14 protein-coding genes are annotated in these 13,865 nt (G+C 72.2%); 12 read left to right on the top strand and 2 right to left on the bottom strand.

Going from position 1 to position 13,865, the window contains the following annotated elements:
* The first annotated feature begins 13 nt into the window (after positions 1 to 13).
* The 3 genes from FXF51_RS45695 to FXF51_RS45685 are packed head-to-tail and all read left to right on the top strand — an operon-like array spanning position 14 to position 2,344.
* Positions 14 to 961 (top strand): sensor histidine kinase, encoded by a 948-nt coding sequence (locus tag FXF51_RS45695; RefSeq protein ID WP_148441068.1) that lies wholly within the window; start codon positions 14 to 16, stop codon positions 959 to 961.
* The gene (locus FXF51_RS45690) at positions 958 to 1,587 is read left to right on the top strand and encodes a response regulator (protein ID WP_148441067.1); all 630 of its coding nucleotides are present in this window, start codon (positions 958 to 960) and stop codon (positions 1,585 to 1,587) included. The genes FXF51_RS45695 and FXF51_RS45690 overlap by 4 nt, the downstream gene beginning before the upstream one ends.
* A 19-nt stretch (positions 1,588 to 1,606) precedes the next feature.
* Complete coding sequence (locus FXF51_RS45685) at positions 1,607 to 2,344, top strand: enoyl-CoA hydratase/isomerase family protein (protein WP_148441066.1); 738 nt, start codon at positions 1,607 to 1,609, stop codon at positions 2,342 to 2,344.
* Positions 2,345 to 2,349: 5 nt separating this feature from the next.
* Here FXF51_RS45685 and FXF51_RS45680 read toward each other — a convergent pair whose 3' ends face one another.
* The gene (locus FXF51_RS45680) at positions 2,350 to 3,351 is read right to left on the bottom strand and encodes a hypothetical protein (RefSeq protein WP_148441065.1); all 1,002 of its coding nucleotides are present in this window, start codon (positions 3,349 to 3,351) and stop codon (positions 2,350 to 2,352) included.
* Positions 3,352 to 3,384: 33 nt separating this feature from the next.
* Complete coding sequence (locus FXF51_RS45675) at positions 3,385 to 4,560, bottom strand: lactonase family protein (protein WP_222871768.1); 1,176 nt, start codon at positions 4,558 to 4,560, stop codon at positions 3,385 to 3,387.
* A gap of 358 nt (positions 4,561 to 4,918) precedes the next feature.
* On the opposite strand from FXF51_RS45675, the gene FXF51_RS45670 reads away from it, so the two are divergent.
* From FXF51_RS45670 to FXF51_RS45630, 9 genes are all read left to right on the top strand, one after another.
* Entirely contained in the window at positions 4,919 to 5,725 is an 807-nt protein-coding gene (locus FXF51_RS45670) for an ABC transporter ATP-binding protein (protein WP_148441064.1), read from the top strand.
* A gap of 16 nt (positions 5,726 to 5,741) precedes the next feature.
* The gene (locus tag FXF51_RS45665; protein ID WP_148441063.1) at positions 5,742 to 6,383 is read left to right on the top strand and encodes a CoxG family protein; all 642 of its coding nucleotides are present in this window, start codon (positions 5,742 to 5,744) and stop codon (positions 6,381 to 6,383) included.
* Positions 6,367 to 7,224: an HpcH/HpaI aldolase family protein gene (locus FXF51_RS45660; protein ID WP_148441062.1), complete on the top strand. Its 858-nt coding sequence runs from the start codon at positions 6,367 to 6,369 to the stop codon at positions 7,222 to 7,224. The genes FXF51_RS45665 and FXF51_RS45660 overlap by 17 nt, the downstream gene beginning before the upstream one ends.
* Positions 7,221 to 8,237, top strand: a complete 1,017-nt coding sequence (locus FXF51_RS45655) for an amidohydrolase family protein (RefSeq protein WP_148441061.1) — start codon at positions 7,221 to 7,223, stop codon at positions 8,235 to 8,237. The genes FXF51_RS45660 and FXF51_RS45655 overlap by 4 nt, the downstream gene beginning before the upstream one ends.
* Complete coding sequence (locus FXF51_RS45650) at positions 8,234 to 9,877, top strand: thiamine pyrophosphate-binding protein (RefSeq protein WP_148441060.1); 1,644 nt, start codon at positions 8,234 to 8,236, stop codon at positions 9,875 to 9,877. The genes FXF51_RS45655 and FXF51_RS45650 overlap by 4 nt, the downstream gene beginning before the upstream one ends.
* Positions 9,877 to 10,767, top strand: a complete 891-nt coding sequence (locus FXF51_RS45645) for a hypothetical protein (RefSeq protein WP_148441059.1) — start codon at positions 9,877 to 9,879, stop codon at positions 10,765 to 10,767. The genes FXF51_RS45650 and FXF51_RS45645 overlap by 1 nt, the downstream gene beginning before the upstream one ends.
* Positions 10,764 to 11,915 carry a DUF3500 domain-containing protein gene (locus tag FXF51_RS45640; protein ID WP_148441058.1) on the top strand — a complete coding sequence of 384 codons (1,152 nt, stop codon included), beginning with the start codon at positions 10,764 to 10,766 and terminating at the stop codon, positions 11,913 to 11,915. The genes FXF51_RS45645 and FXF51_RS45640 overlap by 4 nt, the downstream gene beginning before the upstream one ends.
* Complete coding sequence (locus FXF51_RS45635) at positions 11,912 to 12,793, top strand: hypothetical protein (protein ID WP_148441057.1); 882 nt, start codon at positions 11,912 to 11,914, stop codon at positions 12,791 to 12,793. Before FXF51_RS45640 ends, FXF51_RS45635 begins: the two co-directional genes overlap by 4 nt.
* A gap of 69 nt (positions 12,794 to 12,862) precedes the next feature.
* Positions 12,863 to 13,843: an ABC transporter substrate-binding protein gene (locus FXF51_RS45630; protein ID WP_148441056.1), complete on the top strand. Its 981-nt coding sequence runs from the start codon at positions 12,863 to 12,865 to the stop codon at positions 13,841 to 13,843.
* The last annotated feature ends 22 nt before the right edge of the window (positions 13,844 to 13,865 follow it).

The raw sequence follows: 13,865 nt of genomic DNA, 5'->3' as shown, positions 1-13,865 counted from the left end.
TAGGCTCGCGATCGTGAAACGGGACGGCAGGACGGCGGCCTTGGTGGCCGGGGGCGCGGGGGCGGTGTCGCTGGCCGTCACGCTGGCGCATCCGCTGGCCGGTCTGGCGGGCGTGAACATCGTGGCGCTGGTGGCCGAGGTGGCGGTGCTCCTGCTCCTCACCGTCCGCACCATCCGCCGCTCCCCCGCCCGCCGAGCAGCCGTCTCGGCCACCCTGAGCTGCGCGGCGGTGGCGCTCATCCTGCTGCGCGCCGTGTGGCCGGGCCCGCCCCAACTGGCCCTGGGCGCGTGCTCGGCCTGGTCCCTGGGCGCGGTGGCGGCCACCGGGATCGGGCTCTACCTGCGCAGACTGGACGACAACCGGCGCCGCGCGGTCGAGGAGGCCACCCGCACGCAACGGCTGGGCCTGGCCCGCGACCTGCACGACTTCGTCGCCCACGACGTCAACGGCATGCTGGTGCAGGCGCAGGCCGCGCAGGTGGTGGCGGGCGCGCTGCCGGAGCCGGTCGCGGACGCGCTGCGGCGCATCGAGGACGCCGGGCAGCGGGCGCTGGCCTCGCTGGACCATACGGTGCACGCGCTGGGTGAGCGGGGGCCGGGCATCGAGGGGCTGGCGCGGCTGGCGGACGCGTTCTCGCCGGGCGTGCGGGTGGAGCTGACGGTGGAGGCGGCGCCGCGGCAGGAGGTGTCGTCCCTGGCCTACCGTGTGGTGACGGAGGCGCTCACCAACGTGCGCCGGCACGCGCCGCGCGCCACGGCCGTGGTGGTGGAGGTTCGTGAGGAGGGCAGGGTGGTGCGGGTGCGGGTGGCGGACGACGGAGGCGGCAGCTCGCCGGGCACCAGGATCGGCGGGGGTTTCGGGCTGGCCGGCCTGCGCGACCTGCTGGAGGCGCGCGGCGGCAGGCTGGTGGCGGGGCCGCACGATCGTGGCTGGCAGGTCGTCGCGGAGATCCCGGCATGACGACACGGATCCTGCTCGCCGACGACCAGGAGGACGTGCGGATCGGCTTCCGGCTGATCCTCAACGCCCAGCCGGACATGACCGTGGTGGGCGAGGCGTCCGACGGCACGCGAGCGATCGAACTGGCCCGCCATCTGGCCCCCGACGTGCTCCTCGCGGACATCCGCATGCCGGGCGGCGTGGACGGCCTGGAGGTCACCAGACGCCTGGCCGCCGAGACCCGGGTGATCGTCGTGACGACGTTCGACCTGGACGAGTACGTCCACACGGCCCTGAGGCACGGCGCCTGCGGCTTCCTGCTGAAACGTTCGGGCCCCGCCCTCCTGGTGGAGGCCGTCCGGGCGGCGATGGCGGGCGACACGCTGATCAGCCCGCAGGTGACCGTACGCCTGCTCAAGGCCCTGAACCACCGCACCCCGCCCCCGCTGGACGACCCGCTCACCACCCGCGAGCTGGAGATCGCCCGGCTGGTGGCGCAGGGGCACACCAACGCCCGCATCGCGACCGAGCTGACCATCAGCCCGGGCACCGTGAAGACGCACGTCGCCCACATCCAGCGCAAGGTGGGGGCCGCCAACCGGGTGGGCATCGCCGCCTGGGCCTGGAGCAGCGGCCAGGTGACCTGACGAGGGAGAGGACCTGAAGATGATCGAGACAGCCGACCACGGCGGCATCGCCGTGCTGACCCTGGCCAACGGCCCGGTGAACGTCCTGGACCTGGAGCTGCTGAGCGCCGTTCCCGAGGTGCTGGCCGCCGTGGCCGACGCCCGCGCGGTGGTGGTGACGGGCGGCGGCCGGGCGTTCTCGGCGGGCGTGGACCTGAAGCGGATCGTGGAGGGCGGTCCCGGTTACGTCGAGAAGTTCCTGCCGGCGCTGAGCGAGGCGGTGCTGGCGCTGTTCGGGCATCCGAAGCCGGTGGTGGCCGCCGTGAACGGGCACGCGCTGGCGGGCGGGTGCGTGCTGGCGGCGGCGTGCGACGTGCGGCTGATGTCGGGCGGCACGATCGGGCTGACGGAGCTGGCGGCGGGGGTGCCGTTCCCGACGGTTCCGCTGGAGGTGATGCGGCACGCCGTCGGCCCGGCGCTGGACACGATGGTGCTCGGAGCGGGGCGGCTGCCCGCCGGCCGGGCGGTGGAGATCGGGCTGGTGCACGAGGTCGTGCAGCCCGACCGGCTGGTGGCGGAGGCGCTGCGGCGCGCGCAGGAGCTGTGCGCGGCGCCGCCCGACGTGTACGCCTTCGCCAAGCGCCAGCTCCACACGCCCGCCCTCGAACGGGTCCGCGCCTTCCAGGCGTCGGACGATCCCGAGGTGCTGAGGATGTGGAGCTCGGAGCGTACGATGGCGACCCTGCGCGGCTACCTGGCCTCCCTGCGCCGCCCCTGACGGGCTCAGTACGTGATGAACCCGTACAGCGCCAGGTGGTTCGACTTGGTGCCGCTCACCGTGTGGCCGACGCTCGACGGCCGCACGGCGCCCTTGACGAACAGGTAGTCGATCTTCTTGGCGCCCATGGTCGCCTTCGTCCCGTAGCCGGTCATGCCGAAGCCGCCGAGCGTGGCGGGGGCGATGTTCGTGCGGTTGGCGTCGACGCCGATGACGCGGATCGCCGAGGCGTTCATCAGGCTGGTGGCGTCGGCTCCGACGTGGATGCCCGAGCCGCCGATGCCGGTGTCGCCGTCGCCCGCGCAGGCGCTGGCGCCGTTCTGCTCGGGCAGGTGCATGGTGGCGGCGAAGACGGACGTGCCCGTCGCCTTGATGGTGAAGCGCGCCGCGATGGCGCTGGTGCGCTTCCACTTGTGGGTGTTGGCGGCGCCGGCGTCGTTGCTCGGCGGCTTGTACAGGGTGCAGCCGGCGCCCCCGTCGTAGGCGGTGCCGGGCTTGAGCCAGCCCGCGCTCCAGTACTTGGAGGTGTCGCCGAGGCTGAGCGTCCTGGTGTTGTAGAGGATGGCGTTGGTCTGCTTCTTCTTCAGGTCGCCGAGGTCCTGCTGGCTGCAGTGGTGGCTGCCGCCCCACGGCTCGGGGTCGTCCCAGGCGACGATCGCCTTGAACGTGCCTGCCGCGTAGCCGAACTTGGCGGAGAGCTGGTCGGCGTAGGCGGTGGCCTGGCCCGTGCCGCGTACCTGCTGGACGATGAGCAGGTCGGGAGCCTGCACGCCGGACGTGCCGGTCACGCCGTTGTCGTCGACCAGCATGGAGCGCAGGTGGTCGGGGCCCGAGACGCGGGTGCAGGTGCCGTCGGCGTTGTTGCGCACCAGGTTCTCGAGGTTGTTGCTGTAGACCCGTAAGACGCGGTCGGCGGCGGCCGCGGGCGCCGCCGGCGCGAGAGCGGTGGTGGCGAGCGCGGCGGCGGTCACGGCCGCCGCGCCGGATGATCGGAGACTCAGTGGCATGCTGGCAGGGTAGCGATCACCCTGCGGCGCGTCCTACGCGAACGTGACGCAGTCCGGGTTCGGCACGGCCATGGACGTCTCCGTGCTGGTCAGCCTGCCGGAGCGGGGGTCGAGCCTGAACAGGTTGACGGTGCTGCTGACCTGGTTCGCCACGAACATCCACCGGTTGCTCCGGTGGATGGTGAAGCTCCACGGCGACGTCCCGCCGCAGGGCACGCGCTGGACGAGCGTGAGCCGGCCGGTCCTGCGGTCGGCGGCGAACACGACGATCGTGTGCTCGCCCCGGTTGGAGGTGTAGACGAAGCGGCCGTCGCGGCTCATGCCCATCTCGGCCCCGCTCCTGGTGCCGGTGTACTCGGGCGAGTCGGTGGACAGGCTCTGGACCGGCGTGATCTCCCCGTTCCTGGGGTTCCAGCCGAGGACCTGGAGGTCGGCGGTCAGCTCGTTCAGCAGGTAGAGGGTGCGGCCGTTGGGGTGGAAGCACAGGCGGCGCGGGCCGGAGCCGGGGTTGACCGCGTAGGCGACCGGGCCGGGGGTCAGGACGCGGGTGGCGCGGTCGAAGCGGTAGGCGAACACGCGGTCGGCGCCGAAGTCGGCGACCAGCGCGTACCTGCCGGTCGGGTCCACGACCACGTGGTGCGGGTGCGGGCCCGCCTGGCGCGGGTGCGGGCCGGATCCGGTGTCGACCACGATGGACGCCGGGGAGCCGAGCCCGCCGTCGCGCCGGATCGGCAGGGCGGCGGTCAGCCCGGCGGCGAAGTTCGCCGCCAGGACGGTGCCCGAGGGCCGGTCGACGCCGAGGTACGACAGGCCGCCCGCGGTGCCCGCGCTGTCCGTCGTCACCTTGCCGATGAGGGCGAGCGCGCCGCTGGTCCTGTCGATGGTGAACGCGGAGACGGTGCCGCCGGCGTCGCCGCTGCCGACGTACAGGACGGGCTTGGACGGGTGCTTGGCCTGCCAGCTCGAGTTGACCTGCGCGACGACGCCGAGCGATGTCAGGGTGGCGTCGCCCGCGTCGAAGCGGGCGCCGTTCACCTGGGTGCCACGCCAGGTGCCGATGTAGAGCAGCTCCGGCCGGGAGCCGGTCTGGGCGCTCGCACCGCGCGCGCCGGTGAGCGTCGCCGCGACGGTGGACGCCGCCAGCGCGCCCAGCACCCTCCTCCGGGAGGGCCGCGAGGTGCCGGTCTCAGGGTGTTCAAGGTCCCACATGGTGCGATGGCCTCTCTGTCCGCGAGGAACACGGTCATGAGAGCGCCGGACACCAACCACGTAGTGCCACAGTCTGAGGCCGCCCGGGGCTGATCGTCCAGTACCGAAAGAGATTGTTGGACAATCAGTATTCTCACAGGATGCGGAGTCTTGCGGTTATGAGTCGCCGCTGTTACGTTTCGTTCATCGCTTGTCGGACAATCCTTCAGTCACGAAGCAGGCGAGCGGATCGGCGTGGGAACGCCAGACGCACCAACCACGAACCAACGCATCAGCGACTGTGCGCACGGGTGTCGCCACCACCCGGACATACGCACACAAACTTCCCTACCGCCGCTTCCGGCGGTCAAGGAGGCACATGTTGTCCAACGACCATCTCGCCCCCCAACCGGACGCGCTTCGTTTCGAGCACGTGACCCTGGAGTTCCCCGGAGCTCACCGGCCCGCCATCGAGGACGTGTCGTTCCAGGTCGGGCGCGGCAAGTTCGTCGCGGTGATCGGGCCCAGCGGGTGCGGCAAGAGCACCATCCTGAACCTGGCCGCGGGGCTGCTCTTCCCGACGCAGGGGGACGTGCACTTCGACGGCGAGCGGGTCACCGGGGTGAACTCCGAGGCCGCGTACGTCACCCAGCAGGCCAACCTGCTCCCCTGGCTCAGCGTGAAGGCCAACATCGGCCTGGCGCTGAAGTTCCGCAAGGTCCCCAAGGAGGAGCGCGACGCGCGGATCGACCACTGGATCAAGGTGGTCGGGCTCACCGGGTTCGAGAACCACTTCCCGCGCGAGCTGTCCGGCGGCATGCAGAAACGCGTCGCCATCGCGCGGGCGCTGATCTACGACCCGTCGATCGTGCTGATGGACGAGCCGTTCGGCCCGCTGGACGCCATCACCCGGCTCCGGCTCCAGCAGGACCTGCTCAACCTGTGGGAGGAGCAGAACGGCACGCTCGTCTTCGTCACCCACGACCTCAACGAGGCCATCTACCTGGCCGACGAGGTGGTCGTGATGTCGGAGGGGCCCGGACGGATCCGCCGCGTGCTGCCCGTCCCGTTCGAACGGCCGCGCAAGATCAGCTCGCTCGTCGACTCGCGCGAGTTCGCCGAGCTCTACAACGACCTCTGGAGCCTGTTCAGCTCCGAGCCGCAGACCTCGGACGCGACGGCGTGAAGCGGGGGCTGGAGCGTTGATATCGATCACGGAAGAGATCGCCGTTCCGAGCGCCCGGGCCCGGGTCTGGGAGGTCATCTCGGATCCGGCGCAGGTCGTGTCCTGCATCGGCGGCGCCGAGTTGGGGGCGGCCCACGAGGACGGCTCGTTCGACGGGACGCTGGTCGTCAAGTTCGGCGCGGTGCGGGTGAAGTTCGCCGCCCGGGTGACGCTGGAGCTGGCCCCTGACGAGTTCGAGGGGCGGCTGTCGGCGCGCGGGCGGGACGGGCAGCGGGCCACCCGGTTCACCGCGGACGCCACGTTCCGGGTGGTGGAGGCGCCCGATGGGGCGCGGGTGGCGGTGAGCGGGGAGATCGGCATCAACGGCAAGCTCGCCGGGCTGGTCGAGTCGGGGGCGGGCGCCGTGGTCACGCGGATGACCAAGGAGTTCTCCGAGCGGCTCATCCAGCACTGCGCCACCCCGGCCACCGCCGACGCGGCCGATGCGGCCGATGAGGTCGTCGCGCCCGCCGTGGCAGGCAGGGCAGCACCGGTGACCACTGGACTGTTCGGCCGGTTGCGTGCCTGGTGGGCGCGCCTGAGACAGCGGCGCGACCCGGCGCCCATGACCATCCACCAGTCGAAGGAGGCGGGCACAGGCAATGCCCAGGCTCAATAGGGTGATCGACGGCCTGGCGGCGGGACGGCACGTCTTCGCGTCCTTCGCCGCCGCCGACCCGTCGGTGGCCGTCGAGTTCAGCACGGCCGGCTACGACGGCCTGATCTTCGAGGCCGAGCACAAGCCGTGGGACGTCATCGCGCTGCGCGACAGCCTGCAGTACCTGCTGAACCGCCGCCAGATCTTCCAGTCCGACAGCCTGGCGGCCGGTGTCACGCCGCTCGTGCGCATCCCGGCCAACGGCGGCGAGAAGGCGCAGTGGCATGCCAAGCAGGCGCTGGACCTGGGTGCGTACGGCATCGTGTGGCCGCACGTCACCTCGGTGGAGGAGGCGTACAACGCGGTGGCGGCCTGCCGCTACCCGCGGCTGCCCGGCACCGACCGCTACGAGCCCGCGGGCGTGCGCGGCGACAGCCCGGGCGCGGCGGTCCGCTACTGGGGTGTGTCGAACCAGGAGTACTACGCCAGGAGCGACGTCTGGCCGCTCGACCCGGACGGCGAGATCCTCGTCGGTCTGATGATCGAGAGCCGGCGTGGCGTGCAGAACCTGCCGGACATCCTCGACCAGGTTCCCGGCATCGGCCTGGTGCTGCCCGGCGAGGGCGACCTGAGCCAGGAGCTGGGCGTCCCCCGCCAGTACGACCATCCGCTCGTGATGGAGGCCAAGCGCCGCATCCTCGACGTCTGCGGCGAGCGGGGCGTCGCCGTCGGCCATCCGCACGTCACCGCCGACAACGTCAAGCAGGTGCTGGACGACGGCTACCGGTTCCTGATGTCGGCCCCGGTGCGCTCGTACCCGGGCCTGGACCTGGGCCGGACCCTCACCAGGAGTGATTCATGATCATCGACTGTCACGGTCATTTCACCACCGCGCCGCCCGCGCTCGGCCGGTGGCGGCAGCGGCAGATCGAGGCGTTCGAGTCGACGGGGGCGCGCGTCTCCCCCGGCGAGCTGAGCATCGGCGACGACGAGATCCGCGCCGCCATCGAGAACGGCCAGCTCAAGCTGCAGCGCGAGCGCGGCACCGACGTGACGATCTTCTCCCCCGGCGCGGGCAAGATGGCCCACCACTACGGCGACGAGCGGACCAGCCTGGACTGGTCGCGGGTCAGCAACGACCTGATCGCCCGGGTGTGCGGGCTGTTCCCCGGCCGGTTCGTCGGGGCGTGCCAGCTCCCGCAGTCGCCGGGCGACGCCCTGCCCGCCTCGATCGGCAACAGCGTCGCCGAGCTGGAGCGCTGTGTCGAGGAGCTGGGGTTCGTCGGCTGCCTGCTCAACCCCGACCCCTCCGACGGCCACTGGCAGGCGCCGCCCCTGACCGACCGGGTCTACTACCCGCTCTACGAGAAGCTGGTCGAGCTGGACGTGCCCGCGATGATCCACGTCGCGATGTCGCGCAACCCCGCCTTGCAGGGAACCTGCGCCCACTACCTGAACGGCGACACCGCGGTCTTCATGCAGCTGTGCATGTCCGATCTGTTCGTCGACTTCCCCACCCTGAAGCTGATCATCCCGCACGGCGGCGGGGCGGTGCCGTACCACTGGGGCCGCTACCGCGGGTTCATGATCGACCAGGGTCGGCCGCCGCTGGAGGAGGCGGTGCTGAACAACGTCTTCTTCGACACCTGCGTCTACCACCGGCGCGGCATGGAGCTGCTGCTGGACGTCATCCCGCAGCGGAACATCCTGTTCGCCTCGGAGATGATCGGCGCCGTCCGCGCCGTGGACCCGGAGACCGGACGGCGGTTCGACGACACCAAGTACGTGCTGGACTCCATCGGCACGGCGACCGAGGCGATCTACGGCGGCAACGCGCTGCGCGTGTTCGGACGGCTTGAAGGAGCTCTGAAGTGAAGGTCTACGAGGCTCTGGCCGAGGCGTTCGTCGCGGAGGGCACCAGCGACGTGTTCGGCATGATGGGCGACGCCAACATGCACTGGATGAACGCCCTGGCCCAGCGGGGCGTGCGGCTGTTCGAGGTGCGGCACGAGGGCTCCGGCCTGGGCATGGCCGACGGGTGGGCGCGGGCGAAGGGGCAGCCGGGCGTCGTGACGACGACCAGCGGGCCCGGGGTCGCGCAGCTCGCCACGTCGATGATCGTGGCCAGCCGGGCGCGTACGCCGCTGGTGGCCTTCTGCGGCGAGACGCCGTGGGGCGACCAGGGCGCCGTGCAGTACCTGGACCAGCGGCGCTTCGCCGCCGCGATCGAGTGCGGGTTCGTGCACGTGTCGCGGGCCGACCTCGCGGCGGAAGCCGTGCAGAAGGCGTTCTACCTGGCCAGGACCGAGTCCCGGCCGATCATGATCAGCGCGCCGATCGACGTGCAGAAGCAGGCGTGCGAGGAGCTCGACGACTACGTGCCCTCCACCGCCCTCATCCCGCATGTGCGCTCGCTGCCCGACCCGGCCGCCGTCGAGCAGGCCCGCGACATCATCCGGTCGAGCAAGCGCGTGGTCATCATCGCGGGCCGCGGCGCCCGGCGCGCGAACGCGGGCGAGCAGGTGCTGCGCCTTCAGCAGCAGACCGGCGCCCTGCTGGCCACCACCCTCCAGGCCAAGAACTGGCTGTGCGGCGACAGCGACTACCACGTGGGCATCGCCGGCCTGTACGGCAACAAGGTCGCGATGGAGCTGCTGCAGGAGGCCGACTGTGTGATCGCGGTGGGCGCCAGCCTGAACCACTACACGATCGAGCACGGCTACCTGTTCCCCGACGCCCGCTACGTCCAGATCGACACGGCTCCGCACCTGGTCATGGGCAACGGCGCGGTGGCCGACGCCTACATCAGGGCCGATGCGGTCACCGGCCTCACCCGGCTGAGCCAGACGCTGGACGGCCGGACCGAGGGCTACCACACCGCCGAGGTGCTGCACCGGCTGACCGCCCCGCTGGTCGCGCCCGCGGAGTTCCGCGGCGAGCCGGGCCGCATGGACCCGCGCGAGGTGATCCACGTCCTGGACGAGGAGATCCCCGGCGAGATCGGCCTGGTCCTGGGCAGCGGGCACCAGACGGACTTCGGCACCATGCTCTTCCAGCGCTCCCGCGACGTGCTGTCGAACTACGGCATGTTCGGCGCCATCGGCCAGGCCCCGCTGCTGACCATCGGGTCGATCGTGGCCAACGGCAACAGGCCGGCCTTCGTGGTCGAGGGCGACGCCAGCTTCCTGATGCACCTGCCGGAGTTCGAGACGGCCTGCCGGTACGGCATCCCGATCCTGGTCGTCGTCATGAACGACGAGGGGCTGGGCGCCGAGTTCCACAAGGCGGCGGCGGCCGGCCTCGACCCGGAGCTGGCGCTGATCCCGACGCCCGAGCTGGGCCCGGTCGCGGTGGCGCTGGGCGGCGGCGGGGCCACGGTCAGGACGGCGGGCGAGCTGCGCGCCGCCCTCGCCGAGTACGTGCGCGCGCCCCGCCCGACCGTGATCGACGTGCGCATCAGCCGCGGCGTGATGAGCGTCCCCTACCGCCGCCTCCTGCACGGCGAGGACGTGTGATGACGGCGCTCACCGTCCAGCTCGGCGACTATCCGCACACCCGCCCCCTGAAGGACGGAACGATCCAGGCCGAGGGCGTGACCTGCCGGTTCACCGAGTCGGAGCCGCTGCACACGGCGTTCGCCCGGATGGTCCGCGACCTGGAGTTCGACGTCTGCGAGCTGGCCCTGGCGACCTACCTCCAGGCCCGCGAGGCGGGCGTGCCGATCACCCTGCTCCCCGTGGTGCTGATCGGCGGCACCCACCACGGCTCACTCACCCGCCTGCCGGACGGCCCCGCGCTCGCCCCGGCCGACCTGGCGGGCAGGCGTGTCGGGGTGCGGGCCTACAGCCAGACCACGGGCCTGTGGGTGCGCGGCATCCTGCGCGAGGAGTACGGCCTGGAGTCCTCGGACGTCACCTGGGTCACCACGGAAGAGCCGCACGTGCGCCAGTATCGGGAGCCTGCGTACGTGACCCGCTCGGCGGCCGGACGGGTCGCCGACCTGCTGCGGGACGGCGACGTCGCCGCGGCGGTGCTGGGCCCCCGGGCCATCGGGGGCCAGGGCGAGGGCCTCGTCCCGGTGGTCCAGGATGCCGGCGCGGCGGCGCTGGCCTACGTGCGGCGCCACGGCTTCGTCCCGGCCAACCACGTGGTCGTCGTCCGTGACGACGTGCTGCGCGCCGCCCCCGGCGCGGTGCGCGCCCTCTACCACGCGCTGGCGGAGGCGATCGACGCCACCGCCGCGGACCGCGACGACTCGCCCGCCGGGCGCGCGGTCGCCGCAGGTTGGAGCGAGGAACTGGCCGGTTGCCTGGCCCTCGCCTCCCGGTACGCCCTCGAACAGGAGCTGGTGCGCTCGCCCATCGACGTCGGCGCGATCGAGAAGGAAACGGACCTCTTGCGATGACGGGACTGCGACAGCGGGGCCACGCCCCCACCCGGAGACCGGCCGAGTTCACGCCGGAACTGCTGGCGAAGATCGACTGGCGGCGGCGCGCGGCCGACGAGCCCTTCCGCGGCGTCGCCACCTCCGACGGCGTGCGGCCGGGCCTGTTCCCGCTGCGCGCCACCGGCCTGGACGTGGCCGGCGTGCGGCGGACGGCCGAGGACTACCTGGCCGCGCTGACTCCGCGGGAGCTGGCGCGGGGCAGGTTCGGCATGGACGACGTGACCTGGCGGCACTGGGCGAACGGCGCCCGCTACTTCCTGCGCCACGGGCTGTGCCTGGAGGACCTCGGCCAGGACAAGCGCGACAGGGCGCTCGCCCTGGTCCGCGACAGCCTCAGCGCGTACGGATACACGCAGGTCATCGACATGATGCGGCTCAACCTGACGATCGGCGAGCTGCGCGGCGAGGAGCACCTGCTCAACGAGTGGATGTACTGGTTCAGCGTCTACGGCTCGCCCGAGAAGGGCCGCCCGTGGGGCTGGCAGCTCGACGGCCACCACGTCTGCGTCAACTGCGTGTTCGTGGGCGACCAGATGGTGCTCACGCCGTCGTTCCTCGGCGCGGAGCCGGTGGTCGCCGAGTCCGGCAGGTACGCGGGCACCACCGCGTTCCGCCGCGAGGAGGCCGTCGGCGAGCGGCTGTTCCACAGCCTGACCGGTGAGCAGCGCGCCCGCGCGGTGATCGCCGAGGAGATGCCGCCCGACCTGTTCGCCGGCGCGTTCCGCGACAACTTCGAGCTGAACTACGCGGGCCTGCCCCTGGGCGAGCTGAACGGGCCACAGCGGGCGATCGCCACCGACCTGATCGGCCTGTACGTGAACAGGGCCCGCGACGACCAGGCCGCCGTCCGGATGGAGGAGGTCCTCGCGCACGAGCGGGAGACGTACTTCTCCTGGATCGGCGACGTGAACGACGTCTTCTACTACCGGATTCACAGCCCGGTGATCCTCATCGAGTTCGAGCACCAGGCCGGCGTCATGTTCGACAACGACACGCCGACGCGGCGGCACATCCACACCGTGGTCCGCACGCCGAACGGCGGCGACTACGGCATCGACCTGCTGCGCCGGCACCACGAACGGTTCCACCCGAGGGAGAGCAAGTGAAGTTCGTTCTGGGCCGAGACGACCTCGCGGACGCCGTGCGGGCGGCCGCGCGCGAGACCGGCACGAGGGCGGAGCGACTGGACGTGCGCCCGGTGAACAGGGCCGCCCGCCCCATGATCGCCGAGTCGTCGGCGGACCTGTGCGAGCTGCCGATCGTGACGCTGCTGCAGGCCGTCGCGCACGGGCGGCCGGTGCTGCTGCTCCCCCTCACCGCGCTCGGCCGCTTCCAGCACCAGACGCTGGTGACCTGCGGCGACCTGACGGTGGACGACGTCGAGGGCCGCACCGTGGGCATCCGCTCGTGGAGCCAGACCACGGGCGTCTGGGTGCGCGGCTTCCTCGGCGAGCAGTTCGGCGTGGACCTGCGCGAGGTCGACTGGGTCGTGTACGAGGGCGGCCACGTGGACGGCCAGGCCGACCCGTCGTGGGTGCGCCGCGCCCCGGAGGGCTCGCGCCTCCAGGCGGACTTCCTGGAGGGCCGCGTCGACTTCGGGATCATGGGCAACGAGCTGCCGTCGGACGACCGGGTCCGCACCGCGATCCCCGACCCCGCGACGGTCGCCGCCGCCTGGTCGAAGGACAAGGGGTTCGTCCCGGTCAACCACGTGGTGGGCGTCGGTGAGCGGGCGGCGGGCGCGTACCCGGCCGCGATCCTCGCGGCGTACGACGCGATGCGCGACGTGCTGGCCGCCACCCCCCGCGACAACGGTGCCGTGGACATGAACCCGGTGGGTTTCGAGGCGCTGCGCGGGCCGGTGACGCAGGCGGCGGCGTACGCGCTGGAGCAGGACGCGCTGCCCCGGCCGGTGGACTTCGACGAGCTGGTCGCCCGTTCCTGCGCGGCGCTCGGCGTCCCGCCGTCCCGCCTGGGCGGCTGAGGCCGGATGGCCGGCGATCGGGGGCCGGTCCCCCACCACACATCTCACGCTCGGATCGGAAGGCAGGCAATGGACAAGCTCTCGGTGGCCCTCGGCGAGTACCCGCACGGACGGGCGCTGCTGGACGGCGACGTCGAGGTGGACGGGTACCGCGTCGAGCCGGTGGAGGTCAGGCCGATCATCGCCGCCTACCGGCGGATGATCAGGGACCTGGAGTTCGACGTGTGCGAGCTGGCGCCGGTGTCCTATCTGATGGCCCGCCAGGCGGGCGTGCCGCTCACCGCGATCCCGGTGTTCCTGAACCGGCGCTTCCACCACGAGGACGTCCGGTGCGGCGCGCGCTCCGGCATCCGGGTGCCGCGCGACCTGGAGGGACGGCGGATCGGGGTGCGGGCGTACTCGGTGAGCACCGGCGTGTGGGTGCGCGGCGTGCTGTCCGAGGAGTACGGCGTGGCGCACGAGAAGATCACCTGGGTGGTGGACGACGACGACCACGTGGCGGGCCGCGTGCCCGCCAACGTCGAGCGGGTCACCGACGGGCGTTCCCTGGGCGAGCTGCTGCGCGCAGGGGAGCTGGACGCCGCGCTCACCGGCAACGCCGGTACCGGCCGGGCGGGCCCGCCCCGCGCCGACTGGACGGCGGCCGGGCTGACCACCGAGGAGGCCGGCGAGGACTATCCGCTGTTCGCCGGCGCCGAGGTGCTGACCACGGACTGGTACCTGCGCACCGGCATCTATCCCCTGCACTCGGTGATCGCGATCCGCTCCGAGCTGGTCGAACGCGACCCCGGCCTGCCCACCGCGCTGTACGCGGCGCTGGCCGAGAGCAAGCGGCGGCACCTGGCCGCCGACCCCGGCTGGTCGGCGCTGCCCCGGCTGGCCCGCCAGGCGCGGCAGATCGGCGGCGACCCCATCCCCTACGGCGTCGGGGTCAACGAGCCGAGCCTGCGCGCGATGGTGCGCTTCGCGCGCGATCAGGGGCTGCTGGACGAGGGCTTCCCCGCGGACGTGCGCGAGCTGTTCGCGGATGGCGACTACCAGGACGCCTGACGCGTCCCGTACGGAAGGAGGA

Origin of the sequence: Nonomuraea sp. PA05, from assembly GCF_008086045.1 — a bacterium.
GTDB classification, from domain to species: domain Bacteria; phylum Actinomycetota; class Actinomycetes; order Streptosporangiales; family Streptosporangiaceae; genus Nonomuraea; species Nonomuraea monospora.
This window is presented reverse-complemented; position numbering and strand designations above follow the sequence as displayed.